This window comes from Streptomyces sp. NPDC021224 (assembly GCF_044332905.1).
Lineage (GTDB): Bacteria > Actinomycetota > Actinomycetes > Streptomycetales > Streptomycetaceae > Actinacidiphila.
Genome location: NZ_JBIRPW010000001.1, coordinates 80,738 through 106,729, shown reverse-complemented (window position 1 = coordinate 106,729; position 25,992 = coordinate 80,738). Strand labels below are relative to the sequence as shown.

At 69.0% G+C, this 25,992-nt stretch carries 21 protein-coding genes, 1 tRNA gene and 2 pseudogenes; 10 read left to right on the top strand and 14 right to left on the bottom strand.

Annotation, left to right across the window (positions count from 1 at the left end; genetic code table 11):
• Positions 1-866: 866 nt before the first annotated feature.
• Complete coding sequence (locus tag ACH4PY_RS00430; RefSeq protein ID WP_398173946.1) at positions 867-2,000, bottom strand: hypothetical protein; 1,134 nt, start codon at positions 1,998-2,000, stop codon at positions 867-869.
• 954 nt (positions 2,001-2,954) lie between these two features.
• Here ACH4PY_RS00430 and ACH4PY_RS00425 point away from each other — a divergent pair.
• The 4 genes and pseudogenes from ACH4PY_RS00425 to ACH4PY_RS00410 form a co-directional block, all read left to right on the top strand.
• Positions 2,955-4,154 carry an FG-GAP-like repeat-containing protein gene (locus tag ACH4PY_RS00425; RefSeq protein ID WP_398173943.1) on the top strand — a complete coding sequence of 400 codons (1,200 nt, stop codon included), beginning with the start codon at positions 2,955-2,957 and terminating at the stop codon, positions 4,152-4,154.
• 114 nt (positions 4,155-4,268) lie between these two features.
• Entirely contained in the window at positions 4,269-5,549 is a 1,281-nt protein-coding gene (locus ACH4PY_RS00420) for an FG-GAP-like repeat-containing protein (protein ID WP_398173940.1), read from the top strand.
• Positions 5,550-5,796: 247 nt separating this feature from the next.
• Positions 5,797-6,711: an FG-GAP repeat domain-containing protein gene (locus tag ACH4PY_RS00415; RefSeq protein WP_398173937.1), complete on the top strand. Its 915-nt coding sequence runs from the start codon at positions 5,797-5,799 to the stop codon at positions 6,709-6,711.
• 107 nt (positions 6,712-6,818) lie between these two features.
• Positions 6,819-7,228: pseudogene (locus ACH4PY_RS00410) on the top strand (site-specific integrase); the annotation flags it as partial.
• A gap of 295 nt (positions 7,229-7,523) precedes the next feature.
• Here the strand turns inward: ACH4PY_RS00410 and ACH4PY_RS00405 are convergent.
• From ACH4PY_RS00405 to ACH4PY_RS00395, 3 genes are all read right to left on the bottom strand, one after another.
• Positions 7,524-7,982: a type II toxin-antitoxin system VapC family toxin gene (locus tag ACH4PY_RS00405; RefSeq protein ID WP_398173934.1), complete on the bottom strand. Its 459-nt coding sequence runs from the start codon at positions 7,980-7,982 to the stop codon at positions 7,524-7,526.
• Complete coding sequence (locus ACH4PY_RS00400; protein WP_398173931.1) at positions 7,972-8,241, bottom strand: type II toxin-antitoxin system Phd/YefM family antitoxin; 270 nt, start codon at positions 8,239-8,241, stop codon at positions 7,972-7,974. The genes ACH4PY_RS00405 and ACH4PY_RS00400 overlap by 11 nt, the downstream gene beginning before the upstream one ends.
• A gap of 180 nt (positions 8,242-8,421) precedes the next feature.
• The gene (locus ACH4PY_RS00395) at positions 8,422-8,823 is read right to left on the bottom strand and encodes a hypothetical protein (protein ID WP_398173928.1); all 402 of its coding nucleotides are present in this window, start codon (positions 8,821-8,823) and stop codon (positions 8,422-8,424) included.
• Between the two features lie 122 nt (positions 8,824-8,945).
• Here ACH4PY_RS00395 and ACH4PY_RS00390 point away from each other — a divergent pair, with 122 nt between their 5' ends.
• Positions 8,946-9,233 (top strand): hypothetical protein, encoded by a 288-nt coding sequence (locus ACH4PY_RS00390; protein ID WP_398173925.1) that lies wholly within the window; start codon positions 8,946-8,948, stop codon positions 9,231-9,233.
• Positions 9,234-9,277: 44 nt separating this feature from the next.
• Entirely contained in the window at positions 9,278-9,607 is a 330-nt protein-coding gene (locus ACH4PY_RS00385; protein ID WP_398173922.1) for a Shedu anti-phage system protein SduA domain-containing protein, read from the top strand.
• A 369-nt stretch (positions 9,608-9,976) separates the two neighbouring features.
• On the opposite strand, the pseudogene ACH4PY_RS00380 reads toward ACH4PY_RS00385, so the two are convergent.
• The 7 genes and pseudogenes from ACH4PY_RS00380 to ACH4PY_RS00350 all read right to left on the bottom strand — a co-directional run bounded on the left by ACH4PY_RS00380 (position 9,977) and on the right by ACH4PY_RS00350 (position 17,584).
• A pseudogene (locus ACH4PY_RS00380) lies at positions 9,977-11,212 on the bottom strand (IS256 family transposase).
• A gap of 567 nt (positions 11,213-11,779) precedes the next feature.
• Entirely contained in the window at positions 11,780-12,814 is a 1,035-nt protein-coding gene (locus ACH4PY_RS00375; protein WP_398173919.1) for a serine hydrolase domain-containing protein, read from the bottom strand.
• Positions 12,815-12,897: 83 nt separating this feature from the next.
• Positions 12,898-13,980, bottom strand: a complete 1,083-nt coding sequence (locus ACH4PY_RS00370) for a glycosyltransferase family 4 protein (RefSeq protein ID WP_398173916.1) — start codon at positions 13,978-13,980, stop codon at positions 12,898-12,900.
• On the bottom strand, positions 13,977-14,513 hold the full coding sequence (locus ACH4PY_RS00365) for a dCTP deaminase domain-containing protein (RefSeq protein ID WP_398173913.1): 537 nt from the start codon (positions 14,511-14,513) through the stop codon (positions 13,977-13,979). Before ACH4PY_RS00365 ends, ACH4PY_RS00370 begins: the two co-directional genes overlap by 4 nt.
• Complete coding sequence (gene dcd / locus ACH4PY_RS00360; protein WP_398173909.1) at positions 14,510-15,049, bottom strand: dCTP deaminase; 540 nt, start codon at positions 15,047-15,049, stop codon at positions 14,510-14,512. The genes ACH4PY_RS00365 and dcd (ACH4PY_RS00360) overlap by 4 nt, the downstream gene beginning before the upstream one ends.
• Complete coding sequence (locus ACH4PY_RS00355; protein ID WP_398173906.1) at positions 15,030-16,247, bottom strand: metallophosphoesterase; 1,218 nt, start codon at positions 16,245-16,247, stop codon at positions 15,030-15,032. Before ACH4PY_RS00355 ends, dcd (ACH4PY_RS00360) begins: the two co-directional genes overlap by 20 nt.
• Complete coding sequence (locus ACH4PY_RS00350) at positions 16,244-17,584, bottom strand: UDP-N-acetylglucosamine 1-carboxyvinyltransferase (protein ID WP_398173902.1); 1,341 nt, start codon at positions 17,582-17,584, stop codon at positions 16,244-16,246. The genes ACH4PY_RS00355 and ACH4PY_RS00350 overlap by 4 nt, the downstream gene beginning before the upstream one ends.
• Positions 17,585-17,755: 171 nt before the next feature.
• Between ACH4PY_RS00350 and ACH4PY_RS00345 the strand changes: the two genes are divergently transcribed.
• The 3 genes from ACH4PY_RS00345 to ACH4PY_RS00335 are packed head-to-tail and all read left to right on the top strand — an operon-like array spanning position 17,756 to position 20,165.
• A complete protein-coding gene (locus tag ACH4PY_RS00345) occupies positions 17,756-19,021 on the top strand; it encodes a helix-turn-helix domain-containing protein (RefSeq protein ID WP_398173899.1) in 1,266 nt (421 codons plus the stop codon).
• Entirely contained in the window at positions 19,018-19,551 is a 534-nt protein-coding gene (locus tag ACH4PY_RS00340) for a flavoprotein (protein ID WP_398173896.1), read from the top strand. Before ACH4PY_RS00345 ends, ACH4PY_RS00340 begins: the two co-directional genes overlap by 4 nt.
• Positions 19,552-19,589: 38 nt before the next feature.
• The gene (locus ACH4PY_RS00335) at positions 19,590-20,165 is read left to right on the top strand and encodes an ATP-binding protein (protein WP_398173893.1); all 576 of its coding nucleotides are present in this window, start codon (positions 19,590-19,592) and stop codon (positions 20,163-20,165) included.
• Positions 20,166-21,237: 1,072 nt separating this feature from the next.
• On the opposite strand, the gene ACH4PY_RS00330 is transcribed toward ACH4PY_RS00335, so the two are convergent.
• Positions 21,238-21,311: transfer RNA gene (locus tag ACH4PY_RS00330), tRNA-Gly, on the bottom strand.
• Between the two features lie 385 nt (positions 21,312-21,696).
• Between ACH4PY_RS00330 and dcd (ACH4PY_RS00325) the strand changes: the two genes are divergently transcribed.
• Positions 21,697-22,272 (top strand): dCTP deaminase, encoded by a 576-nt coding sequence (dcd, locus tag ACH4PY_RS00325; RefSeq protein ID WP_398173890.1) that lies wholly within the window; start codon positions 21,697-21,699, stop codon positions 22,270-22,272.
• A gap of 7 nt (positions 22,273-22,279) precedes the next feature.
• On the opposite strand, the gene ACH4PY_RS00320 is transcribed toward dcd (ACH4PY_RS00325), so the two are convergent.
• On the bottom strand, positions 22,280-23,308 hold the full coding sequence (locus ACH4PY_RS00320) for a Yip1 family protein (RefSeq protein ID WP_398175991.1): 1,029 nt from the start codon (positions 23,306-23,308) through the stop codon (positions 22,280-22,282).
• Between the two features lie 94 nt (positions 23,309-23,402).
• Complete coding sequence (locus ACH4PY_RS00315) at positions 23,403-25,673, bottom strand: (Fe-S)-binding protein (RefSeq protein ID WP_398173887.1); 2,271 nt, start codon at positions 25,671-25,673, stop codon at positions 23,403-23,405.
• Between the last annotated feature and the right edge of the window lie 319 nt (positions 25,674-25,992).

Sequence of the window (25,992 nt, the reverse complement as noted above, 5' to 3'; positions counted from 1 at the left end):
TACCCGGCTGTTGTCCGGCTCTGGGAGGACGTCTGGGTCGAGTTTGTGTCCTTCTTTCCTTCGTAGATCGAGATCCGCAAGGTCATCTGCTCGACGAACGCGGTCGAGTCGGTCGGCGCCCGTATCCGCAAAGCCGTTCGCTTCTGCAGGCGCTGCCCCTATGAGGTGCCGTCCTCAAATATGTCTACATAGCGCTGATTCGCTGGACCCGACCGACAAGGGAGCCGCAAGCGGTGGAGGCACTCTATGAGGCGCGGGAGTTGTGGCTCGTGCGGGCGGAGGAGTAGGTAGCGCAATGCCGGGCGGAGAAGCGGCTGGGTGGCGGGCTGTGGTGAACCCTCGACCACGCTGGCCGCACAGCCGGTGGGGTCGCCCAGCGCATCCACATCGATGGCCTGGACGTGGTCGTCATCGGCGGGCTGGGTCACCTGCTGTCGGACGTCGGTATCCGGCCCAGGGTCACTCAGGTCTGCTCTGACCAGGAGACGCTGACCTGGATAACCGGCGTGAAACGCCGACTTGTGCAGGATCGAGCAAGTACCGGCAGCGCGGGCTTTCGGGGGGTCTTGGCGCCCGCAGGTCGCCCGCCGGAGGAGTCCCGCAAGGCCGGCCGCGTACACGGAAACCCCCGACCGGCGGCACATGACGCCACCACGGGCTGGACACACAAAGGAGGCTCCCACTGCTTCGCGTCGAGTCGAGCGCCGAGGAATGTTGATGGCCGGCATGGCTATCAACCAGGCAGGAAGCCCAGTCGCGGTGATCGTGTGTCGTCACTACGGGGGTCCGGAGACAGCCCGGGCAACAGCAGAAGCCCCGGGCCGCCGGCCCGAGGCTTCTGCGTGAAGTACCTTACGTGCGTCCGTCTAGGACAGCATGTCTGGTTCTCCCGAATCTTTCATAGGGAAGCGAAAGAGGTGGTTCGGGCCCGGTTTCCTGAGAGCCGGTACACCGTAATTGACGAAGGCTTTTGCAATAGTGCGCTGCTGGCCGGTGCATGTGTTGTTCCATGCCGTCGCGAAAAGGTGCATGACCTGGATGGCCGATTGCATGCCCCTCACGGGCGAGCGATTTCCCTTTTCGGTATTTTCTCCGCCGAGGAAGTAGTTGCGCAGTACCAGTCCCGGGTCGCGTCGCTGGAAATTCTCCCCGGTGCCCAGCTGAGCGTACCACTGGTCCGGGACCTCGGGAGATCCGCACGCCTGGGTGGCCAGATAGTGAACGAGAGTGGTCGCACGTGCCGACGCGCGCGGGATCGGCTTTCCCCGCTTCACCGAGTGTCGGATTCCCGGGTGACGGTCCAGTACTGCCTTGAGCTGGTCATCCGACACCGGATACCGGTTCTTCCACTTCTCGAGCGGGTGGTTTTCCCACATCCAGAGCAGGCGCAGAGCCGCGGACAGGTTGAAGGCGTCCTTCTCTCCGGCGGCTGCGAACGTGTACGAGCTGCTGCGCATCTTCCCACGGTCGACCACATTGAAGGTGTCGCCCTCGATGCCACGCGCCACGCTATAGCGCAGCGTGATCCCCACGATCACCTGAGCGGCCAGCCTGTGCTGTCCGTCGTACAGCATCCCCTGCTGGTCGCTCGCCAGCCCCTGATGGGTGGTTCTCCACTCATTGCGGCGCATCGCGCCCGCCCATTCCTCGACCTTGCGGTCCTCCATGGTGCGTTGGTACCACGGGATTCGGAGCAGCAGCTCGCACGCATCCATCGGAGAGACGTCCTCGAACGACAATGAGGGAGCGCCGGACCAGAGGCGGGGCGCGGGGCGCCAATTCATTTTGTAGAGCTTTTGCGTGAATTCTAAATACTGAGTGCCGGTCACCACCTCGGATACGAAGAAAGATTTCGATGAGCTTTCCGTTCGGATCTCCCACTTGTCGCCATGCCGGCTCATTGAGAATCCCGGACACGAGCAGACGGTTTCCACGAATCTGGCCATGCTGTACAGGGGTGCGGCGGGTTCTTCGTTCTCACTGTTTTGCGGGGAGGTCATTGTGTCCTTCCTCGGGGGCTTCGCAAGGCAGATAGTCACTCTTTTCGGTGCGGGGGTCAAGCGAGTCGATGAGGCTGTTGGCTGGGGGAACAAAGAATGGGCGATTTCGTGTAAAATTATTATCGAACATCGATTGAACGTTCGATCTTCGGGCCAGTCTTGCCGAGCGACTTCGTTGGTGGCTGACGTCATCACGGATAGAGGTCCGGCTCCGTGATGCCGGACCTGAGCGGCGCGCGCCTCACGTGCCGACTTGACCGCAGGTCGCCACTGGCGCCTCGGACGCCGCCGACCTGGGCCCTCGTCGGAGAGGCGATGGTGGGGAACTATAAGCGTGCTTCGAGCTTGGAAACGTGGATCCCGCACTGGTGCGCTTTGCCTTGCAGGAGCACGGTGTGCGTCTGTCTCTGCGAGTCTGCACCTGAGAATCTGTCTACGGTCGCTCAGCGGCGAGTGGTCGAGCAAGCTGGCGCGGTTGTGGTGCGAGCCCCCGTCGTGTGCGGTGGGCACGGACATGGTTCGTACGGTGGGGGACGTGACCGCGGGTCGCATGCGGGTTCGTCGAGGGGCGTCAAGAGCCCGCCCCGCGCGGGCCGCGGTGTCCCGGTGGGTCAGCGCGACCGCACCAATGCCGCACTCGGCCGCCTGAGCCGCGCCCTACCGGATCGGGAAACCGCCGGCGGTGTGCAGGTGCGGGTATCTGCCCACGGACTCGCACCTCCCGCACCCCTACCGCCCCGTTCCGCCTGTCCACCTGAACCGCATCACCGAACCCAGGCCCGAAGAACGGCGCGGCGCCCGGGCCGGGCGTGAGGGGGCGCAACGCCTTTCACCCGACAGGCACCCAACTGCCGCGCATCGCACCGGCGGCGCGGTGCGGTGCGGCGTACGATGCCGATTCCCGGCACCGAAAACGCTGCCGGGCACAGCGCATCGCACTCTTAGGGGGGGTACGTGCGTTTCTCCGTACGCGCTTTCATCACCGCCGCGGCCGTGGGCGCGGGCCTGCTGACCGCAGCGGGCCCGGCCCACGCCGCCACCGGCTACGACCGCTGCACCTGGGGCCAGTTCTGCGCCTTCGACGGCGCCCGCGGCACCGGCGCCATGACCGTGATCACCGGCGACCGGGCAACCCTCGGCAGCTGGGACAACCGGATCACCTCGATCGCGAACTACACCGACAGCGGTGTGTGCCTGTACTCCGAGCCGAACTACCAGTGGTGGGAGGGCGACCAGACCCTCCTCTACGACGGCACGTACTCGCTGGACGAAAGCCCGACGCCCCAACTCGACAACGCCATCAGCTCGCTGGAGTTCTCCGAGAACGGCAGCGACTGCAGCACCGACCGCTTCGCCACCTACTGGGGCAGCGTCCAGGAGAAGCGGCCGGCCGGTCTTCCGGCCGCTGCGCAGTTCGGCGACCTCGACAACGACGGCTACGCCGACCAGATGTCGCGCAACGAGGACGGCCTGCTCTACTTCGAGCCGGGACAGTCCCTCGCCCCGCAGCGCATCGGCGGCGGCTGGAACGCCATGACGAAGCTGCTGCGGCACGGTGACTACAACGGCGACAGCCTGGAGGACGTCTTCGCCCGCGACAGCACCGGCGTGCTCTGGTTCTACCCGGGCAACGGCAAGGGATCGCTCGCCGCGCGGACCCGGGTCGGTGCGGGCTGGAACTCCATGCGGCAGATGGCGGCGACCGGCGACCTCAACGGCGACGGCCGCCGCGACCTGGTCGCCGCCGACACCGCGGGCGCCCTGTGGCTCTACCCCGGCAACGGCAAGGGCCTGTTCGGTACCCGCGTCAAGATCGGGACGAGCGGCTGGAACGCCATGAACGCCCTCGTCGGCGCCGGCGACCTCAACGGTGACAGCAGGAGCGACCTGCTGGCCCGCGACACCGCCGGCCGGCTGTGGCTCTACCCCGGCAACGGCAAGGGTGCCTTCGGCGCACGGACCCTGATCGGCAAGAGCGGCTGGAACGCCATGCAGGAGATCTACGGCGCCGGCGACGTCGACGGCGACGGCCGCTCCGACATCGTCGCCCACGACACCGTCAACGACGTGTGGGTCTACCGCGGTACGGGCGCCGGCACCCTCAAGGGGCAGGTCTACGGCGGCTGGGCCCGCGACGCCCAGTACGTCTTCTGAGCGTGCCGCCCCGCGAACCGCGGCCCCGGGGCCGCACCTCGACTCTTTCCTCCCCGACCGCGACCGCCGCGCCCTGCGGCCCGCCCGCGGTCCCGCCCGAACCGGAGTAACCCGATGCTGATCACCTCCCTCGCGCGGCGGCTCAGCCGCTCGACCCGCGCCGCGACCCGCGTACGCCCTCGCCGCAGGACCGCGTCCGCGCTCGGGGCCGTCGCCCTGCTGGCGGCCACCGCCGCACTCGCCGGGGCGCCCTCGGCGAGCGCGTCCGCCGACCCCTCCTCCCGCTGCCCCGCCGGGAAGTTCTGCGTCTTCAAGGACGGCAACTTCGGCGGCGCCATGACCACGTACTCCACGAGCCAGGCCACCCTCGGCTCCTGGGACAACTCGATCTCGTCGCTGGTCAACAACACCGGCCTGTACATCAGCATGTGCGACGGCCCCAACTACACCGTTTCCGGCACCGGCGGCCTCGGGGCGCTGTACGTCAGCCCGCACAACGGCCCCATCGACCTCACGCAGATCTTCGACGGCAAGCTCAACAACGTCTACAGCTCCATCCGCATCGCCTACTCCGACTTCGAACTCAGCTACGGCACGCAGTACATGAGCTGGGACCGCCTGTGGATGCGGCCGGCGACGCTGCCGGCTGACGCGCAGTTCGGCGACCTCGACAACAACCGCCGCCCCGACCTGCTGGAGCGCGCCTACGGCGGCAAGCTCTGGTATCTGCCCGGCGACGGCACCGGCAAGCTCATCGGCTCCGGCTGGAACGCGATGACGAAACTGGTCCGCCACGGCGACTACACCGGCGACGGCCGAGAGGACCTCTACGCCCGCGACACCACCGGCGTGCTGTGGCTCTACCCCGGCAACGGCAAGGGCGCGTTCGGCACGCGGGTCCGGGTCGGTGCGGGCTGGAACTCCATGCGGCAGATCGTGGCCGCCGGCGACCTCAACGGCGACGGCCGCCGCGACCTGGTCGCCGCCGACACGACCGGCGTGCTGTGGCTCTACCCCGGCAACGGCAAGGGCCTGTTCAACACCCGCGTCAAGATCGGCAACGGCGGCTGGAACGCCATGAACAGCCTGGTCGCCGTCGGCGACGTCAACGGCGACGGCAAGAGCGACATGCTCGCCCGCGACACCTCCCGCGGCCTGTGGCTCTACCCCGGCAATGGCAAGAACTCCTTCGGCACCCGCACCAAGTTCAGCGCGAGCTGGCCCTCCGACCAGCAGATTTTCGCCACCGGTGACATCGACGGCGACGGCCGCAACGACTTCGGCCGCGGCTTCCCCGGCCAGATGTACTACTACGCCGGCAAGGGCGACGGCACCTTCCAGAACCCGACGGCCGACATGCCCTGGGACAGCGCCTCGTACGTCTACGTGCTCTGATCCTCCTCGCCCCCCCGCCCTGTCGTCCGCCTCCCCTCCCGCTCCGGGGGGCGGACGACGCGGCTCCCGGCGATGCTGCCCGCGTCGCTCCGTTGCTGTCGGGACGAGACTGTGACGAACTTGGACCGATTCCTCGGAACGCGGGGAAGCGGCGGGCGGTAGCGTTCGGGACGCTCCAGGCGCGGGCCGTGCCCGCGTGAGGCCTGGAACAACTCATCTAGGGGGATCATTTGTGAATACGCGTCAGTTGCACCCCACGCGCATCGGCCGTCGCGTCACGGCCAAAATCCTGACCGTCGCCGCCGGTTCGCTGGCCCTCGCGCTCGGCGCCTCGGTCACGGCCAATGCCAGCCAGGGGGCGGCGGGCAAGGCGGAAGCCGCCCAGCGTACGCACTCGGCCGTGACGGCGTTCACCGCCGCGCCGCCGGAGGACACCTGGTCGTTCAGCATCGACGGCCGCGACTCGGCGGGCGACATCTGGAGCTACGCGCCCAAGAGCGGCGGCGGCTTCCAGACCCGGGTCAAGGTCGGCTCCGGCATGGGCAGCGCGAGCGCACTGTTCAAGAACGACCCCGCGGGCGACGGGACGGTCTACCCGTACGCCCTGATCGGTACCCAGCTGCGCGTCTACAAGAGCGCGACGAGCGGCACAGGCACCTTGGTCGGCAGTGGCTGGGACGTCTACAACACCTTCGTGACGCCGGGCAACATCGGTGGCTCGGCGAGCCCCGACCTGCTGGCCCGTGACAAGAGCGGCGTGCTGTGGGAGTACCTGTCGAACACCAGCGGCACCTTCGCCGCGCGCATCAAGGTCGGTTCCGGCTGGGGCGCCTACTCGCAGATCGCCGGACGCGACGACCTCACCGGTGACGGCAAGGCCGACATCGTCGCCCGCGACACGACCGGCACGCTGTGGCTCTACAAGGGCACCGGCAACTCCGCGGCCCCGTTCGCCGCCCGCACCAAGATCGGCACCGGCTGGAACACCTACAACAAGCTGATCGGGCTCGGCGACACCAACGCCGACGGCCACAACGACCTCATCGCCCGTGACACCAAGGGCGTGCTGTGGCTGTACCAGGGCACCGGCGACCCCAGCGCCCCCTACCAGGGCCGGGTGCAGATCGGGACCAGCTGGAACTCGTACAACTACCTGTTCTGACACGGGTTCCGCGCACGGCACACCGGCCGGGAGACACTCCCCGGCCGGCGTGCCGGGCGGGTCATGGTGCTCACCGTCACTCATGAGGGCTTCGTGCTCCTGGACGGCGCCTCCACCTCCTGCCGACCTTCGTCGGCGTCGATCCCGACGAGACCACGCCAGGAGCCGGTGCGGGCCGGCTGCGCCGAACGGCTGAAGGCCACGGACGCGACGACCGTCGCAAAGAGCCATCGCCTGCTCCAAGGACCGCCACGGACGACGAGTTGATCCGCCACATCCCCTGCCGGACCGAGGACGCGGGCAAGGAGCAGGCCGACGCGGTCGCCGAGACCGTGAGTCCGCTTTTCGTCGGCGAGCGCGGTGCGCCCTTGCGCCGGTCGACCTTCGGCCGTAAACGGCGCAAAGCCCGTACGAAGGTCGGCCTGCCCGACAATTGCCCCTTCTACGACCTCCGCCACACCGGAACACCCTCGTCACCCAGCCGGGCCGCACCCTCAAGGACGCCATGCTCAGCGCCGAGCGCGGCGACGCGGGCGGCGACGACCCATCCGATGCGCAAGCGGGGCGCGACTGGGGAATTGCTCCGGACAACAAACAAGCCCCAGACCAATGGCCTGGGGCTTGTCGATGGAGCGGATGACGGGAATCGAACCCGCGCCCTGCGCTTGGGAATCACAGATGCCTCATCGGCATCCGTGCTGGTCAGGGATCCGTGCGGTCCTGAAGTGTTCGTGAGACCGGGCCCGGCGGCGGCCGTGGTTGACCGCTCTGTGCCGCTGTGCGTGGTGCGGATGTGGTGCGGCGGGCAATAGCTACCGGTCGTGGAGGATGGTGGGCCGGGTGACAGGTACGACGGTGAGGAGGCCGTCGAGGCCTTTGTAGTCGTCGGGGTTGGTGGTGAAGAGCGGGAGTTCTTCGGCGATGGCGATGGCGGCGATCATGAGGTCGGCGACCCGGCGGCGGGGTTTGCGTCCGGCGCCGATCACGGCTGCGCAGACCCTGCCGTATATGCGGGCGGCTTCGGTGTCGAAGGGGATGGGGTCGAACTCGTTCTCGGCGCGTTGCAGGATGTCGAGGCGGCGACCGCGTTCGGCGTGCTCGTCGTAGTCGCTCTGCTCTTCGTTCCTGCGCACCTCGTGCGGACCTGCGGAGAGCTCGGCCAGAGTGATGGCGCTGATCGCCACCTCGGCGGGGAGTTCCGCGGGGTCGATCCACTTGCGCAGGATCACGATGTTGGTATCGAGCAGGCCCTGGGCGTACTCAACGGCCATAGGGGTCGTCCGTCTCCTGCTCAGCAGTGGCGGCCTGGTCGGCCCGGAACGCCTCCAGCGAGACGTCCGAGGCTGCGCGGGACATCGCGGCGAACTCGGAGCGCGGAACGAACCGCCGGCGTCGGCGCAGCGGGATCAACTCCCCGATCTGGTGCCCGTCGCGGGTGACGGTGAAGGACTGCCCGCCCTGGACGGCGTCCATGATCTCTTTGGACCGGCTGCGCAGGTCGCGCTGGGTGATCTCGGGCTGAGCTGACATTCCTCCACGGTAGCACCTTGTAGCACTGCGTGCCGCGAGCCGGTCGAAGGCGACCGGAGATCTCAACGTCGCTCTGTGCATGGTTGCAACCGGGGGATCTGGCGTCCGCGCAGCTTCGGGGCCGTAACTGTCAGACCCGGCGATCAGACTCGTCTCATGAGTGTCAGATCGGATTTTTCTCTAGACTTGCAGTTGAAGCGTGTCCTGGACGTGGCTGTTCACCCCGACGTAAAGGCGGCCCTCGTATCGGCGCGGGCGCACATGAACAGCGGAAAGGGAGGGCATCGCCGAGGTGGGCAGGTCCTCGTTCAGCTGCTGGAGGCGGTTCGCAGTCGTGCGGCCGATCTCGGCGAGTGGCACGTCGTCCGGCTGGTCCAGGACTCCTTGGACTACGCCGAGGGGCGGATCCTCCAGCCTGACCTCGACGAGGGATACCGCCTGTTCCAGGACGGAGCGCGAAATGAGAACCGGCGGGAATTCGTCGGAAACATGCTGTGGAACGCCTTCCGCTTTGTCGCGGAGGCAAGCCGCGAGTACGTGGACCAACACCCCGAGGCCGGAGTGGACGCCCTCATCGCGCACTTCGGTTCGCTGTCGGCGGACGCGCGGTTCCTCGACGCGCCTGAGGACCGCCCGGGGCGCTACCGGGTGCTCCGGGGAGGGCTGAGACGGCGGCCTGGTTGGAACGCGTCCTGCGTGAGCGGGTGGACATCGAGGAGCCCACCGAGGCCGCCCGCCGGATCGTCACCTCGCCTGAAGCGGTCGCCCTCCTTGCTGCCGATACGGAGGGGCAGATGATCCTCAGGGCAGCGGAGTTGCAGCGACGGGCAGCCGGTCTGGAAGCTTTGCGCAGTGTCGTCGAGGACGCCACGGCTTCCGAGCACGCGCTTCAGCGCGCGTTGGAGGGGCAGCACTGTATCTTCGGCGGGCGATTCGTCGGTGAGGCTGCCCACCGCAGGTTGGTGCCTGGGGACGAGGCGACATTCCTCTGATTCGCGGGGACGGCGCCCTGCACGTCGTTGAGTTGAAGCGCTCAGTGAGCCTGGCCGGTCCGCTGGTGAAGAGGCACCGCGGTTCGTGGGTACCTACCGCGCAGGTGCACGACGCTGTCGGCCAGGCGGTGAACTACCTGGTCGGCCTGGACGAGAACCGTCAGCGGCTCCGCGAGGAACTCGGCATCGAGACGCGGCGGACCAGCGCGATGGTGCTGATCGGACACCCGTCGATTCCGCCCTCCGTTCCGGAGGAGTCGATCAACGAGGCACTTCGCATCTTCAATACCCATGTGAATCGTGTGGAGGTGCTTACGTACAAGGAGTTGGTTGATAACGCCGAGCGTTCCTTGGGTAGCGAGCCTTCGGCGTAATTCCGCAGGCATCAGGACAGCCTGCGGCTTGTCTGATGAAACGCCGGAATCCCCAGAGCGGAAATAGTGGTTGCAGCCAAGAGAAAGCCCCAGATTCTTTGACCTGGGGCTTAACAATGGAGCGGATGACGGGAATCGAACCCGCGCTCTGAGCTTGGGAATCACGGGGGCTCTGTCGAGGTACCTGCTGTTCAGATGCCCGCGTGCTGTCCGGCGCCTCGCGTCCGCGTGCCCGTGCTGGGCCGTGGCTGTCCGCAGCGTGCCGCTGGAGCTGGTGCGGAAGTGGTGCGGGTAGCGCCTGCGCGAGCGCTGCAGGTCACGTCCGCTGGAGTGGTGTATCGACGGCCACTCGGTGATCTTGTTGTGAGGCTATGCGGTGAGTTCGGTGGGCAGGGTGGTCTCGTGGTTTTCTGACTCGTTCGGGTGGTGAGCTCTGGCGAGGATGTCGCGGCTCATGTAGCGGCGGGCTTCGGTCCATTAGTCGTTCTGTTCGGCCAGGACGGCGCCGACCAGGCGGATCAGGGCGGTGCGGTCGGGGAAGATCCCGACCACGTCGGTGCGGCGGCGGATCTCCTTGTTCAGCCGTTCTTGCGGGTTGTTGGACCAGATCTGGCGCCAGATCTCGCGGGGGAACGCGGTGAAGGCCAGCAGGTCTGCCTGGGCGGTGTCGAGGTGGTCGGCGGCCTTGGGGAACTTGGCCTCCAGAGCGTCCAGGACGTGTCGCATCTGGGCCTGGACGGCGTCTGCATCGGGCTGCTCGAACACGGTCCTCAGCAGGGTTGCCACCCAGGGCTGGGCGGATTTCGGGACCTGGGAGAGCAGGTTGCGAGCGTAGTGGGTGCGGCAGCGCTGCCAGGACGCACCGGGTAGAACGGCTCCGATCGCGGCCACGAGTCCGGTGTGGGCGTCGGAGACGACCAGCTGGACGCCGCCCAGGCCGCGGGCGGTCAGCGAGCGCAGGAACGCCAGCCAGCCGGCGCCGTCCTCGGCAGTGGCGACATCAAGGCCGAGGATCTCGCGGTGCCCGTCGGCGTTGGCACCGACCGCAACCAGAGCGTGGACGTTGACGATCCGACCACCTTCGCGGACCTTCTGCGTCAGCGCGTCGACCCAGACGAACGCATACGGACCTGCGTCCAAGGGCCGGTTTCGGAACGCTGTGACCTGCTCGTCCAGGTGCTTGGCCATCGCGCTGACCTGCGACTTCGACAGCTGGGTGACGCCGAGGGACTGCGCGAGTTTCTCTACCCGGCGGGTGCTGACGCCCAGGAGGTAGGCGGTGGCGACCACGCTGATGAGGGCCTGCTCGGCCCGGCGGCGACGTTCCAGCAGCCAGGCCGGGAAGTAGCTGCCTGACCGCAGCTTGGGGATCGCGAGCTCGACGGTCCCAGCGCGGGTGTCCCACTCTCGCGGGCGATAGCCGTTGCGGTGGTTGACCCGTTCGTCGCTGACCTGCCCGTACTCCGCATTGCACATCGCGTCGGCCTCCGCCGACATGAGCGCGTCGGTGAACGTCTTGACCATCGCGCGCAGCAGGTCGGGACTCGCCGATGCGAGGTTGTCCTCGGTCAGGGCGTGCAGGGGCAGACTGTCAGGTGCGGTCATCGTGCTGATCTCCTTCGAGGCTTTAGACACTTCGAAGATCAGCCGGTGGCCGTCTCTCTATGCGGGCACCAACCCAGACGCCGGGACAAACCCCCGGATCAGGTCCCACCCGCTACACCACTTCCAAAGACGCAACCGCGCTGCAGCCATCTGGGCGGACGTCACCCGGCGTTCCATGTGGCAGCCGTACTGTGTTCGTTGGGGACGTGGGTGATGATGCCACGGATGGACTGTCCTTTTTGTCGCTTTCTTTAAAGTTGGTTCCATGCGGGTCCACCCGGTAGCAAACCCGCAGGTCAGTCAGACTGCTCCCCGCACCCGCGGGGATGGACCCAGCCTGGACCGGGCCCGCCACGCCGAGTACGCCTGCTCCCCGCACCCGCGGGGATGGACCCACCTCGTTGTAGACGGTGGCGAGCCGGTCCGCCTGCTCCCCGTGCCCGCGGGGATGGACCCCCGCCGCAGACGCCAGCCGGGGGGGTGCCGTGCCGCTCCCCGCGTCCGCGGGGGATGGACCGCCGTCTGGGCACTGGCGACGACGACGGACGTCTGAGCGCGCTGTGGTGCCTACACGAAGGCCAGGCCTCGGAAGCTGTTGCGGATGTCCGTCAGGGGGGCGCGGTCGCGGGTGTGGAAGAGCTTGTTCGTGAGGAGGACGGCCCACTTGTGGTGGGTGGGGGAGATCCACAGTGCCGTGCCGGTGAAGCCGTAGTGGACCCAGATGTCGTCAGCCTCGGGGGTGGTGCCGGGGGCGAGGTGCCAGAAGAGGCCGCGGGCGGGGAGCAGGGCGCCGGTGTGGATGCGGAGGGAGTTCGCGATCCAGGTGGGGCCGAAGGCGACCGGGGTGGGGCTGAGCGTGTGGCGGGCGAAGGTGGCGAGGTCGGGGGCGGTGGAGAAGACGCCGGCGATGCCGCAGACGCCGCCGAGGAGGCGGGCGGAGAAGTCGTGGGCGGTGCCCTTGAGGTGGTGGCCGGTTTCGTCGTCGAGTTCGGTCGGGGCGCTGCGGGACACCGTCTCGGGGGTGAGGGGGCCGAAGGTGGTCTCCGTCATGCCGAGTGGGCGCCAGATTCGGTCGGTGGCGAGGGCGTCGAGGGGCTGGCCGCTGAGGTGTTCGGCGAGGTAGCCGAGGATGAGGGCGGCGCGGTCGGTGTATTCGACGGCTTCGTCGGGCGGGCGGTGGAGGGCTTCGTGGAGGACGCCGTCGCGGATGTCCTGGGGGTCGGTGCCGTAGAGGTTGCGGAGGTTGGCGCGGAGGGGGAGTCCGGCGGTGTGGGTGAGCAGGTGGTGGGCTGTGACCGCGCCGAGCGGGTGGTCCTCGACCTCGGGCCAGAAGGTGCCGAGTGGGGCGTCGAGTGGGAGCTTGCCTGCTTCGACCAGGGTGCCGATGGTGGACCAGACGGCGAGGATCTTGGTCAGGCTGGCGATGTCGAAGACCGTGTCCAGCCGCATCGGCTCGTCCGGCTCGCCGGGATCGAGAAGGCCGACCGCTCCACTGGCCGTGGTGCTGTCCGCGTCGCCGACCGCCCAGACGGCTCCGGGGTAGACCTTGTCGCGTACGCCGTCGTTCAGGAGTTGGTGGATGCGGTCGGTGTCGAGCGTCATGGTCTCCCCGTCGACGTGCTGGAGGTTGCGCTCCGGCCAGCGTAGTGAGGTCCGGGAAGGCGAGCGGTGTGCCACGGCGGCGGTCAGCCGAGCTGCGTCAGGGCGGCGGCCGTGGCGCTGAGCGGGTAGCGGGCGGCGTTCGCGCGGCCCGCCGTACGGAGAGCGTCGAGAAGGCCGGGCGTCGTACGGAGCCGGGTGAGGTCCCGTACGAGGGCGGTCGGACTGGTGAAGTCGGTCGCCATGCCGCTGGAGGCCAGGGTCTCGCTGAGGCCGGGTACGGGCTGGTAAAGGACGGGCAGCCCGCAGGCCTGGGCTTCGAGGGCGACCAGACCCATGGCCTCGAACGTCGTCGATGGCATGACGAGCACGTCGTGGTCGGCGAAGGCTTTCCACAGCTGTGGACGACGGAGCCACCCGAGGTAACGGACGTGCACGCCCAGGCGGTGCAGCAGCGGAGCCAGGGCGTGGAACTGCGAAGGCGGTGCCGCGACGCTCAGCTCCACCGCCGGCACGGAGGCGAGGGAGTGGACGAGCGTCTCGACGCCCTTCTCCGAGGTGAGGCGGCCGGCGTAGAGCAGCCGCAGGTGGCTCGAACGGCGCGGGCGGGAGCCGATTGCCGCGGACAGGAGGTGGTCCGGGATGCCCCACGGGATGAGTTCGATCTTTCGGCGGGCGGTTCCCGGGGCGAGTGCGAGCAGCCGATCGGCCATCGCCGTGGTGGGGACCACGATCGCGTCCGCCGCTGCGGCGCAGTACTGGAGGACGTTGTGCTGCTCCGGGTACTTCGCGGCGAAGAGGAGATCCGTGCCGTGGACCAGGGCGATCCGGCGGGCTCCGGGCACTGCCCGGATGAGCGCGGGGGAGGCGCCGAAGGCGAGGTGGTGGAGGTGGAGCGCGCCCACATCCGTCTGCCGAACGATGCTTGTGACGGCCGACCGCAGCCTCTCGACGTAGCCGCCGAACACCCTGCCTTCCAGGCACTTGCCGGGGACGTCCAGGAGGGTCAACCCCGACGGTGGTGAGGATCGCTGTCCGCCGGACGACAGCATGAAGGCGGCGGCGGGGATGAGGGGGCTGGCTCCCGTGTAGAGGTCGAGGAACAGCTCGACGCTGCCCCCGGGACTGGGGAAGGGCAGGTCGAGGGCAGTGACCACGGAAGGAATCACGGCTGGCCTCCTGCAAGCTCCTCGTACAGGCGAGAGGGCTCGGCGCCCTCGCTCGCCGCGTACTTCCGCCCGTGCTCCTGATAGCTCGCCGCAGCACCGAGCGTGTGGAGGAAAGCGAGCTTGCCGAAGGTCATGCCGGGATAGACGCGGACCGGCCTGGCCACGCGGATCTCCAACGTCCACCGGATCGCGTGGCCCTGGTGCCCGAGGGGCGCCGAGACGTGGACCCAGATGCCCAGGGCGCCGATGGTGCGATTGCCGTTGAGCAGCTGCGCGTACCGCTCCGAGCGGCTCTTCTCGTACGTCTCTCCCAGGTAGAGGACCTGCGGCCGGAGGACGAACCCGGCCGCCCCCAGGGCGATTTCGGCCGTGCCCGTCGGCCGTGCGGCGTCGAGGGAGCCGTCGCAGACGTGCAGGGTCTCGCCGAGCCGCCAGTCGTAGGCGTTCGGGGACAGACGCGTCGGCTCGAAGGGCTCGATGGTGATCTCGCCTGCTGCGTGTGCTGCCGCGATGGCGGCTCCGGTGAGGATCACGACGCGGTCCTTGGGGCCGAGACGAGGTCGTGCCAGTAGGCGGACGGCTTCGGGCCCTCGGCCGACTGGTACTTGCCGACGTACGGAGTGATGGGGCCGACGGCGACGAAGAACATGACCTGCCCGATCTTCATGCCGGGGTACACCCGCAGCGGCCGGATCGGGGAGAGCATCAGCGTCCACTGGCCGTGGAAGCCGATGTCGCCGATCGGGGCGGTGATCTCCACGAACAGGCCTAGGCGGCCGACCGAGGAGCGGCCGAAGAGCAGCGGGACGAAGGTGTCCGAGCCCACGCGCTCGACGGTGTGGCCGAGGTAGAGCTGGCCAGGCTCCAGTACGTGTCCCTCCGTGCCGATCTCGATGCGGCGGGTGTGGTTGGGGCGGTGAGCGTCGAGGACGTCGTCGGCGTAGACCAGCAGGGTCGTTCCGAGCCGGACGTTGTAGCTGTTCGGGTTGACCTGGTCCAGGTCGAACGGCGTGATGCGTAAGCGTCCGTCGCCGGCCGCGACGGCGATCTCAGGGCCGGTGAGGATCACCGTCGATCCTTTCGGTGAGGGCGTGCCGGACGGCCTGAGCCAGGGGGAGACCGGTCGTCTCCGCGGGAGTGGCAAGGACGTCGGCGAGGTAGCCGGTGGTCAGGACGCTCCGGACGCGTCGCGGGAACGGATGGGGGGCTGCCACGATCGGGCCCGCGTACGCCGTGAGGTGGGCGACAAGAGCGTCGGGGCTTTGCTGGAAATCCGGAGGGACGACCGCGCGCACGAGCTGGTTGCCGAACGGCTCGAAGGTGAGGAGGCCGCCGCGCGAGAGGACGTCGCCGAGCCGGGTGGTCCGCAGGGCGGTTTCGTTGAGGAGCACCGCGTCCGCCGTGGCGTCCGTACAGAGGCGGTTGACGACGTCGGTCAGCAACGCTCGGCGGTCCAGGGTGGTGTGCCGGTACGGAGGCCTCACCGCGCCCAGCGTTACGGCGAGCTGCCGCGCGGCAGCGACGATCTGTGTGTGCAGCGCGCCCAGTTTCGCCGGGAAGGGTGATCCGGTCTCCGGGAAACGGGAGACCTGCGCTCTCCAGCCGTGTTCCGACGGCTCGGCGGAGGCGTACCCGGCGCCGAGTTCGTAGCCCTTGACGACGGACGTGCCGCCGACGCGGACGGGGCCGTACCAGGGTCCGTGGCAGTGACCGGCGAAGATGACGTCGACGAACGGGCAGGCGTCGGCGAGACGCAGATCCTCCTCGAAGCCGGAGTGGCTGAGCACGATCCAGGAGTCCACCTCCCGGTGCGCGAGCCGGAGTTCGTGGAGGGCTCGGGCCGGGTCGGTCACACGCTGGCCGACACGCTGGGCGTACGGCACGGCGTTGAACGCTTGAGGGCCGATGACACCGGTCACCGCCGTCGTGCGGTCCCCGACCCGGCGTACGTCCACCTGGCGGAAGAGCCGACGACCCTCGTCGTCGTACGCGTTGGCGCAGACGGTGATGCGGTGCAGGTCGGACTCGAAGTAGTGCCGCCAGCCGTGGTTGCCGGGGGCGATCACGTCGTACAGCCCGAGGAGGGCGCTGCGTTCGAGGGTGCCGCCACCGAGGCGGTAGTAGCCGGTGCCCTCGAAGAAGTCGCCGCTGTCCATGACGAGGGTGTCCGGGCGGGCGGTCGACAGGTAGGTCAGCAGCGGCCCCGCGTCGTCGAAGGCGGAGTGGAAGTCGGTGGTGGCGAGCACGCGCCGAAGGCGCCGCGTCACGGGGCGACCTCGCAGATGTCCGCCCCGAGCGACCGGAGTTTGCCCGGCAGCTCGGCGTGACCGCGGCGGAGCTGTTCGAGGCCGCCGAGGGTGGTGATGCCGTCGGCGGACAGTCCCGCGATGAGGAGGGCGGCTCCGGTGCGGATGTCGGTCGTCTCCACGCCCGCGCCCGTCAGCCGTTGTGGACCGGTGAACCGGCACTGCGTGGGCGAGATCTCCTCGATCTCCGCGCCCATACTGCGTAGTTGGGGGATCAGGTTGGCGTGGCGGCCGGGGTTGATCGTGTCTGCGAAGGCGTGGTGCCCGGGTACGCCGAGTGCCAAGGCCAGCAGGGACGGTTCGAAGTCGGCGTCCAGGCCGTCCGGGGACAGGGACGCGGAGGCATGCAGAGAGCGGCCTTTGGTGCCGATCTCCCGGGCGTCGACCATGAGTGCGTCCGGCTCTTCGGTGACCACGACACCGGCCCGGCGCAGCCGGGCGGTGGCGGGAGCGATGTCGCAGCTGCGGATGCCCTCGATCCGGGCAGTGCCGGCGGTGGCGGCGACCGCGCAGGCGAGGGTCCCGGCCTCGACCTTGTCGCCCGGCACGGACCAGACGCCGGACGCTTCCGTCGTACGGACCGGGGGAACGAGGACGAGGAGATCTCGGCGGGCGTCGGCAACCCAGCCGATGGTCCCCAACGCGTCGATGACGCCGCGCACTTCGGGAGAGAGATTCGGCTTGGCGAGCCGCAACTCGCATCCGGAGACGACCGCCCGAAGGATGGCGGCGACCGTCGCTCCCCGGGAGCGGAACGGCAGGGCCACGGACACGGTGCGCTGGGTGACGCTCCCCAACGCGACTTCGTACCCGTGGTGGTGGCTCGAACACCGGTCGCCGTACGCCTCGTACACCCGGAAGTGCTGCTCCATGCCCCGGTCGCCGATGCGGCACCCGCCGGGCCAGGGCAGGAGAGCGCGTCCGTAGAGAGCGAGAAGGGCCGGGACGAGGTAGTACGAGGCCCGGATACGCCCCGCAGCGCTGAGGAGTTCGGGATTCGGCCGCCGGGCACTGGCCGGTGCGACGAGCACAGCGTCGTCCTGTCCCGGGAACCCGCCCACGTCGAGGCCGGCCTCGCGGAGGAGCGTGATCATGACGTGTACGTCGCTGCTCGCGGGGAGATTGTTCAGGCGCACCGGCGAGGGGAGGACGGCTGCCGCAGCCAGCAGCGGAAGGGCGGCGTTCTTCGAGCCGTCGACAGTCACCGTGCCGGTGAGGGGCGGGCCAGGGCGGATGGCGATGACCTCGGCGGTCGTGGTCGGTGCGGTGCCTCGGGGATTGAGGTACTGCGATTCCATGCGGGGCCTCCTGGGCGGGTACGGCTCACCACGAAACCGTTGACCGCCCGGGACGCTCCATCCGACCTGCTGGTGCCGCATGGGCTATGCAGATCCCGCATGAAGGGTGGGCGAGGTGTTCTCGCTCGTTGTCCAGGGGGAGGATCTGCACGGGCGGAGGGAGCCGGGCACATGGCCGCAGAGCAGGACGAGGCGCGGAGAATCGGTGAGCTCCTGCGCCACGCGCGCACGCTCGCGAGGCGCTCCCAGAACGACGTTGCGGCGGCGCTGGGATATCACCAGTCCAAGATCAGCCGCCTCGAACAGGGCAGGGGGACGGAGGACTTACGCGTGCTGCGGGCTGTTGCCGCCGAACTCCGCATCCCTGCTGAGACGCTGGGGCTGGCGACAGTTCCCCTCGTCGGGAACGCCGGGCGAGGGAACATGGAAGACATGCACCGTCGCGCCTTCCTCGCCGCGGGCGTCGCCACGCTCGCCGCACCTGCACCGGCTGCGGTTCCGTACGGAGAACTCGTCCAGTCGCTCCTTCCAGGCGTCGCACTGCCGCCGCGCAGCGGCGAGGAGAGCCTGCCCGAGCTGGCGAGCAGGATGACGAGGGTGCGGGCCCTCTTCTCCGCGTGCGACTACGCCCGGCTGGAGCTCCAACTGCCGTCCCTCATCGCCGACCTCCGCAGCGCCGCTGTCCATTCCTCGGAGGCGACCGGCATGCTGGCCGCCGCGTACCAGACCTCCGTGAGCCTTCTCCTCAAGCGCGGCGATCACGGCCACGCCTGGCTGGCCGTGGGACGGGCCATGGCGGAGACCGAGCGTTCCGGCGACCCGGTCGTGCTGGCGTCCAGCGTGCGGTTGCACGCCCACCTGCTCGCGCGCGAGCGTCACGCCGCCCAGGCGGTCACCCTGGTCCGGCACACCGTGGACCAGCTGGCCGGCTCGTACGACCGGCGGTCTCCCCGGCATCTCGCCGTCCTCGGGATGCTCCTCCTGCGAGGAGTGACGGCGGCAGGCCTGGGCGGCGACCGCAGCTCCGTCAAGGACTTCCTGACCGAGGCCCGGGAGATCGCCGAGCTGATGCCGGGCGGCGAGCCCGACCGGTGGTCCAACTTCGGCTCCATCAACGTCGAGTTGCACGCCGTGAACGCGTCCGTCGTCCTCGGCGATGCAGGGCTCGCGCTCCAGGCCGCCCGGCCGCTCATGCGCCGCCACATCCCGGTACCGGAACGCCGGGCCGCCCTCTGGACGGACGCCGCCCGCGCGTACAGCCAGCAGGGCCGCCTTGCCGACGGCTACCAGGCACTGCGGATCGCCGAGAGCTGCGCCGCCCAGGACGTGCGCCGACCGGCTGTGCTGGAGCTGGTGGCCGACATGGCTGCGCGTGACCGCCGCCGTACGCTGCCGGAACTGCACCACTTCGCCCGTCGGTTGGGAGTGCCCGCGTGAGTGATTCGCCGGAGAGGCCGTTCCTGTACGTCGTCGTGTGCGCGGCGGGCGTGGCCCCGGACGTGGGGACGCTCATCTCGGCCGCCCAGGGCCGGGGTTGGGGCGTGGGCGTGGTGGCCACGCCGCTGGGATTGGGCTTCATCGACGAGGCGGCGGTGGAGGCGCGGACGGGGTATCCGGTGCGTTCGGCGTGGCGGCGCCCTGGTGACGTTCGCCCGCTGCCGCCCGCGGACGCGATCGCGGTGGCGCCGGCGACGTTCAACACGATCAACAAGTGGGCGGCGGGGATCTCGGACACGTTGGCGTTGGGCATCCTGTGCGAGGCGTACGGCCTCGGGATCCCGACCGCCGTCCTGCCGTACGTGAACAGCGCGATGGCCGCCCATCCGGCGTACGCCGAGAGCCTGTCGCGCCTGCGCGCGATGGGCGTACGGATTAGCAGCTACGAGCCGCATCCCCCGAAGTCGGGCGGCGGCGCGGACCGCTTCCGCTGGGAGGAGGCGCTGGAGCTGTTGGCGCCGGGCACCTGAGGCCTGCTTGCGTTCCGCACTGCTTATGCGGAACGTGCATGAGTGGACGCTCTGTGTGCATGACGCATCGCCCGCAGCAGGGTCCGACCGGTTTGGTCTTCCGGAGACACGTCGACGGAAACCAAGTGGGGAGCGGCCTGATGGTGCATGCGGAAAGCGACGACGAAGTCCCTGTCGTGGTGAGGCGGTGGCCCCACAGTGCTCGATGCGTGGGAGTCGCCCGGCGGGAATTGCGCCAGGAACTGGCGGCCTGGGGAATGAACCGCCTCACGGAAACGGCCGAGCTGGTCCTCTCGGAACTCTTCGGTAACGCGGTCCGGCACGCCCGCTCTCCTCGCGGACGCCAGATCGAGACGCGTTACGAGCGGACGCCCGGCGGTGTGCGCATCGAGGTCCACGACGCCAACGGCAACCGGCCGGAACTCCGGAAGGCGACCGCGGACGAGGACTGCGGACGGGGTCTTCTTCTCGTGGACGCCCTCACCGGCTCGCAGTGGGGTGTGAGCGAGCGCGAGGGTGTAGGCAAGCGGGTGTGGGCTGTCGTCGCCAACGAGGATCCCACCGCCCCGCCGGCGCCCGAGCTGCTCGGGGATGAGCGTCCTGGCGGAAGCTGAGGATGACGCCCGAGGACGTAGCTGCCGAGCTGAATTGCACGATTGATAAGCCCCGGATCACCGATCCGGGGCTTATCAATTGACCAGAGGGCGGGAACCGCGACACCTCTGCATGGCCGCGGTGGCTCGACCCTCCGCCGTTTCCTTGGATGCAGCGGAGAAACGGTGCAAGCCGGCGATAGCGGACTTCGACGCTGCCGGTGGGCTTCGGGCGGTCGACATTCCCGCGCGGGCTGACGTGGCACGCCGTGGGGCGTGGCTACTCTGTTCGTTGGGGAGACAGTGGGCGGCATGCGATATTTTGCACCTTTGGTCGCAATTTTAGGAGTTGGTTGGAAACGGGTTGCCCAGGTGGAAAACCCGCAGGCCAGTCAGACTGCTCCCCGCGCCCGCGGGGATGGACCCGCCGTCAGCGGGACCCTCGGCAAGGTCAAGGACTGCTCCCCGCGCCCATGGGACGAACCCGGTACCAGGCACGGCAGAAATGCCCGAGGACTGCTCCTCGCGACCGCGGTAAAAGGCCCATGGCGATTCGGCTGCCGGGTCAGCTATCGCCAACGCACGAGGGACGCGAACTTGACTGCTCGCGCGCAGTCAGAGGAGAGCGGTGCGGCCTGGTCGGCGATCGTTCGAGCGGGGAAGTCCCGATCGGTGGCAGACGCCTTCGGCGCACAGACAGGTTCAGCCCGCAAGACAGTCCAATCGCACTGGTCCCGTTGACTCCGGGCCGGTAGCGGAGGGGTGACGAAACGGTCCGCTATGGCACGGCAGTGGCACGGCCCGTCGACCTTGGGGTCGGTGGGCGGTGCGCCCGCTCTCACCCGGGACTTCGGTATCGCTTCGGGGGGACGTAGAAGGGTGAATGGGGGCATTATTCGCAATTACCCGTGACGCACCTCACTGGAAATGCGTCTTGTTATTCGAGAGAGCCTCGGTGTCCGGCGGTCAGTCGCGGTCATCCGGCGCATTCAAGTCGCGCGATTCGCCGCTCAATGGCACGGATATGGCACGCGACCCTCGAATTGGTCTGGACAACAAATAAGCCCCAAGTCCGTGACCTGGGGCTTAACAATGGAGCGGATGACGGGAATCGAACCCGCGCTCTGAGCTTGGGAAGCTCATGTTCTACCATTAAACTACATCCGCTGGAAAGCCGTCCCCGGGGGAAGCTCCGTCCGTACTCTACCGCATCGGGCGTGGGGGCGGGGGGAGGTGGGGGGAGGGGTAGGTTTTGGGGTGGGGGTGTGTGGCTCTGGGGTGGGGGCGGGGGGATCCCCTAATGTGTGGGTTTGTCGGCCACGCGGAGTTGGGGAAGGGGCTACATGGAGCGCACTGTTCGTTGTGCGGAGGGGCATGTGTTCACCACCGGGTCGTTTCCGTTGCAGCAGTTGGGGGCTGAGCGGTTGGGGCCGGGGCGGTTGGTGAGGTGTCCTCGGTGTGCGCGGCTGCGGCATGCGGTGCCGGTGGGAGAGGGTGTGCGCGGGGAGAAGTGAGGGGAGGGCGTCGCCTCCCCTTGGGTTAGGGTCGGTCTGTGCTTCTCTCAGACAACGACATCCGGAAAGAGATCGACAGCGGGCGCGTCCGCGTCGACCCGTTCGAACCGTCGATGGTGCAGCCCTCGAGTATCGACGTGCGGCTGGACCGCTTCTTCCGGGTGTTCGAGAACCACCGGTACCCCCACATCGACCCCGCGGTCGAGCAGCCGGATCTGACGCGGCTGGTGGAGCCCGAGGGGGACGACGCCTTCATCCTGCATCCCGGTGAGTTCGTGCTGGCCTCGACGTACGAGGTCATCACGCTGCCGGACGACGTCGCCTCGCGGCTGGAGGGGAAGTCGAGCCTCGGGCGGCTGGGGCTGCTCACGCACTCCACCGCCGGGTTCATCGACCCCGGGTTCTCCGGGCACGTGACGCTGGAGCTGTCGAACGTCGCGACGCTGCCGATCAAGCTCTGGCCGGGGATGAAGATCGGGCAGCTGTGCCTGTTCCGGCTGACCTCCCCGGCGGAGTTCCCGTACGGCTCGCAGCAGTACGGCTCCCGCTACCAGGGGCAGCGGGGGCCGACCGCCTCCCGGTCGTACCTGAACTTCCACCGTACGCAGGTGTGAACTCCCGCTAGATCAGGGGGAGTTTGAAGAGCATCAGCAGCGCGATCAGCTGGATCGCCGACGCGCCCAGCGCCTTCGGCCACGGCAGGTCGTGCGATTTCGCGACCATCGACGTCATGAGGGCCGCGCAGGCCAGCCAGGTGAGCCAGCCCAGCAGTTGGACGAAGCTGTTGGCGCCGCCCAGGAAGAGGGCGAAGAACAGGCGCGGGGCGTCGGTGACGGCCGTGACGAGGAGGGCCAGGCCCACCGTGGGGGCCCAGGCGCCGTCGCCGCCGAGCTGGCGGGCCATCGTGGTGGTGACCGCGCTGAGCACCAGGCCGCTCAGGGTGACGGCGACGGCCGTCATGAGCACGAGCGGGATGCTCGCGGACAGCGTCGCGCCGAGGACGTCGTGGCGGGCGCTGTCGAAGCCGAAGACGGCGAGCAGGCCGTAGCCGAAGGTCACGGTGAGGGCGGGGGCCCACATCGTGTGGTCGCGCATCTGCCAGAACGTCCGGCCGGGGCGCAGCACGATGCCGCGGAGCAGTTCCTTCCAGTGCAGCCGGGGGCCGACGGGCGGGGCCGCGCTCTGGCCGGCCCGGTAGGTGGCCACGTTGTCGTCGGCGCCGTAACCGTCGGGCCCGTAACCGTCGGGCCCGGGGCCGTCCCCGTAGCCGCCCTGCCCCGACCCGTACGCGTACGGGTCCGCGAGCTGCGCCGGCTCCCCCATCGTGAACGCCCGCGTGTGGCCGGGCGCGTCGTCGTACGCGGGGGCGGGCTCGAAGTACTCCGGCTCGCCCGGCGCGGAATACGGCCCCTGCGGCCCGCCGTAAGGAGCCCCGCCGTAGGGAGCCCCACCGTGAGCCGCGCCGCCCTGAGCGGCCCCACCGTAGGGAGCCCCGCCGCCGTGGGCAGCCCCGCCGCGCGCAGCCCCCCCGTACGCGCCCTGCCCGCGGCCGCCGCGGGCCCGGGACGGCGGCGGGGGCGAAGGCGGCGGGTAGCCCGCCGCGTGCGGGTCCTGCCCTCGTCGGTCGCGGTTCTCGTATCCAGCCACGATTCGAACGTACCCGCTGCCGCGAAAGGCCGGGCCCGGCGGGAAGCTGGGCCCGGCCTTTGCTGCCAAGCTGTGACACGCGCGCGGGCGCGGCCGCTCAGCCCGTGGCGGAGTCCGCTCCCGCGGCCGCCGCGGACGGCGCCGGTGCGGTCCTGACGGAGTCGAGCAGCAGTTGCGCGACGTCCACGACCTGCACGGACTCCTTCGCCTTGCCCTCGTTCTTCTTGCCGTTGACGGAGTCGGTGAGCATCACCAGGCAGAACGGGCAGGCCGTCGAGACGATGTCCGGGTCGAGGGACAGCGCCTCGTCGACACGCTCGTTGTTGATGCGCTTGCCGATCCGCTCCTCCATCCACATCCGGGCGCCGCCCGCGCCGCAGCAGAAGCCGCGGTCCTTGTGGCGGTGCATCTCCTCGCTGCGCAGGCCCGGCACCTTCGCGATGATCTCGCGCGGCGGTGTGTAGACCTTGTTGTGCCGGCCCAGGTAGCACGGGTCGTGGTAGGTGATGAGGCCCTCGACGGGGGTGACGGGGACGAGCCGGCCCTCGTCGACCAGGGTCTGCAGCAGCTGCGTGTGGTGGATGACCTCGTACTCGCCGCCGAGCTGCGGGTATTCGTTGGCGATGGTGTTGAAGCAGTGCGGGCAGGTCGCGACGATCTTCTTCGACGAGCGCGGCTTGCGGCTCGCGGCGACGGTCTTGCCGTCGTCGTCCAGCTCCTCGCCGAAGGCCATGTTGAGCATCGCGACGTTCTCGGTGCCGAGCTGCTGGAAGAGGAACTCGTTGCCGAGGCGGCGCGGCGAGTCGCCGGTGCAGTTCTCCTCGCCGCCCATGATCGCGAAGTTGACGCCCGCCATGTGCAGCAGTTCGGCGAAGGCCTTGGTGGTCTTCTTGGCGCGGTCCTCCAGGGAGCCCGCGCAGCCGACCCAGTACAGGTAGTCGACCGAGGTCAGGTCCTCGACGTCCTCGCCCACCACGGGCACGGGGAAGTCGACCTCCTTGACCCACGCCAGGCGCTGCTTCTTCGGCAGGCCCCAGGGGTTGCCCTTCTTCTCCAGGTTCTTGAGCATCGTGCCCGCCTCGGAGGGGAAGGACGACTCGATCATCACCTGGTAGCGGCGCATGTCGATGATGTGGTCGATGTGCTCGATGTCGACCGGGCACTGCTCGACGCACGCGCCGCACGTGGTGCAGGACCACAGCACGTCGGGGTCGATGACGCCGTTCTCCTCGGCGGTGCCGATGAGCGGGCGCTCGGCCTCGGCGAGCGCGGCGGCGGGGACGCCGGCGAGCTGCTCGGGTGTGGCGCGCTCCTCGCCCTCGGCGTTCTTGCCGCCGCCGGCCAGCAGGTAGGGGGCCTTGGCGTTGGCGTGGTCGCGCAGCGACATGATCAGCAGCTTGGGCGACAGCGGCTTGCCGGTGTTCCAGGCGGGGCACTGCGACTGGCAGCGGCCGCACTCGGTGCAGGTGGAGAAGTCGAGGATGCCCTTCCAGGAGAACTCCTCGACCTTGGAGACGCCGAAGACGTCGTCCTCGCCCGGGTCCTCGAAGTCGATCGGCTTGCCCTCGCTGGTCATGGGCTGCAGGGCGCCCAGCGAGACCTCGCCGTGCGCGTTGCGCTTGAACCAGATGTTGAAGAAGGCCAGGAAGCGGTGCCAGGCCACCGACATGTCGGTGTTGAGGCCGACCACGATCGCCCATGTCATGGTGACGGCGAGCTTGACCATGGCGACGGCGTACACGAGGTTCTGCAGCGTGTCCGTGCTCAGGCCGCGGAAGCCCGCGACGAGCGGGTACGAGGCGAAGTACCCGGCCTCGTAGCCGTCCACGCCGTGCAGGGCGCCCTCCAGGCCGCGCAGCGTCAGGATCGCCACGCCGATGACGAGGATGACGTACTCGACGAAGTACGCCTGCCAGGCCGTGGAGCCGGCGAAGCGGGACTTGCGGCCGGCCCGGGAGGGCAGGCTCAGCAGCCGGATCACGATGAGGGTGATGATGCCGAGCGTGGTGAGCAGGGCGATGAACTCCGTGTACAGCTCGTACGGCAGCCAGTCGCCGATCACCGGCAGCATCCAGTCGGCCTTGAAGAGCTGGCCGTAGGCGTTGACGATCGTCAGGCCCAGCGTCAGGAAGCCGACCGCGACGAACCAGTGGGCGACGCCGATGACGCCCCACTTGTTCATCCGGGTGTGGCCGACGAACTCCCGCAGCATCGTGGTCGTACGGGCCGTGGGGTCGTTCGTGCGGCTGCCGGCCGGCACGGGCTTGCCCAGCCGGACGAACCGGTAGATCTGCGCGACGGCGAGGCTGAACAGCGCGACGCCGACCGCGGTGAGGACCAGCGACACGATGATCGCGGCGAGTTGCATGAGGGCTCCTCGGGCCTGCGCACGGTACGAACGGGAGGAACGGGTACGGGTTACCCGTAAGGGACGGCGTCCTCGTACCCGCGTACAGGGGCGCTCACTCTACTAAGCGGTAACTTAATCCGGTCCTGGCTGAGGTTACCCGGGAACGGGGAGCCCATAAAGCCGCACCACTGGTGATCTGTGTCGCGCGTCGCACGGGTGCCGGGCGGCCCTGCCGCACCGGGCCGGGCCGTCCCCGCTGCTGCGGCCGAAGCCGCCCCTGCTGCGGCGGTCGGGTGCGCGAGGCCCGCGCGGCTAAGTTGAGTCGCCTCGACTCACC

Excerpts from the sequence above, each read along its gene's own strand:
- ACH4PY_RS00430 (WP_398173946.1), bottom strand. The coding sequence starts at position 2,000 with ATGACCTCCCCGCAAAACAGTGAGAACGAAGAACCCGCCGCACCCCTG.
- ACH4PY_RS00400 (WP_398173931.1), bottom strand. The coding sequence starts at position 8,241 with ATGTCAGCTCAGCCCGAGATCACCCAGCGCGACCTGCGCAGCCGGTCC.
- ACH4PY_RS00375 (WP_398173919.1), bottom strand. The coding sequence starts at position 12,814 with ATGACGCTCGACACCGACCGCATCCACCAACTCCTGAACGACGGCGTA.
- ACH4PY_RS00420 (WP_398173940.1), top strand. The coding sequence starts at position 4,269 with ATGCTGATCACCTCCCTCGCGCGGCGGCTCAGCCGCTCGACCCGCGCC.
- ACH4PY_RS00345 (WP_398173899.1), top strand. The coding sequence starts at position 17,756 with ATGGCCGCAGAGCAGGACGAGGCGCGGAGAATCGGTGAGCTCCTGCGC.
- ACH4PY_RS00350 (WP_398173902.1), bottom strand. The coding sequence starts at position 17,584 with ATGGAATCGCAGTACCTCAATCCCCGAGGCACCGCACCGACCACGACC.
- ACH4PY_RS00335 (WP_398173893.1), top strand. The coding sequence starts at position 19,590 with ATGAGTGGACGCTCTGTGTGCATGACGCATCGCCCGCAGCAGGGTCCG.
- ACH4PY_RS00315 (WP_398173887.1), bottom strand. The coding sequence starts at position 25,673 with ATGCAACTCGCCGCGATCATCGTGTCGCTGGTCCTCACCGCGGTCGGC.
- ACH4PY_RS00405 (WP_398173934.1), bottom strand. The coding sequence starts at position 7,982 with ATGGCCGTTGAGTACGCCCAGGGCCTGCTCGATACCAACATCGTGATC.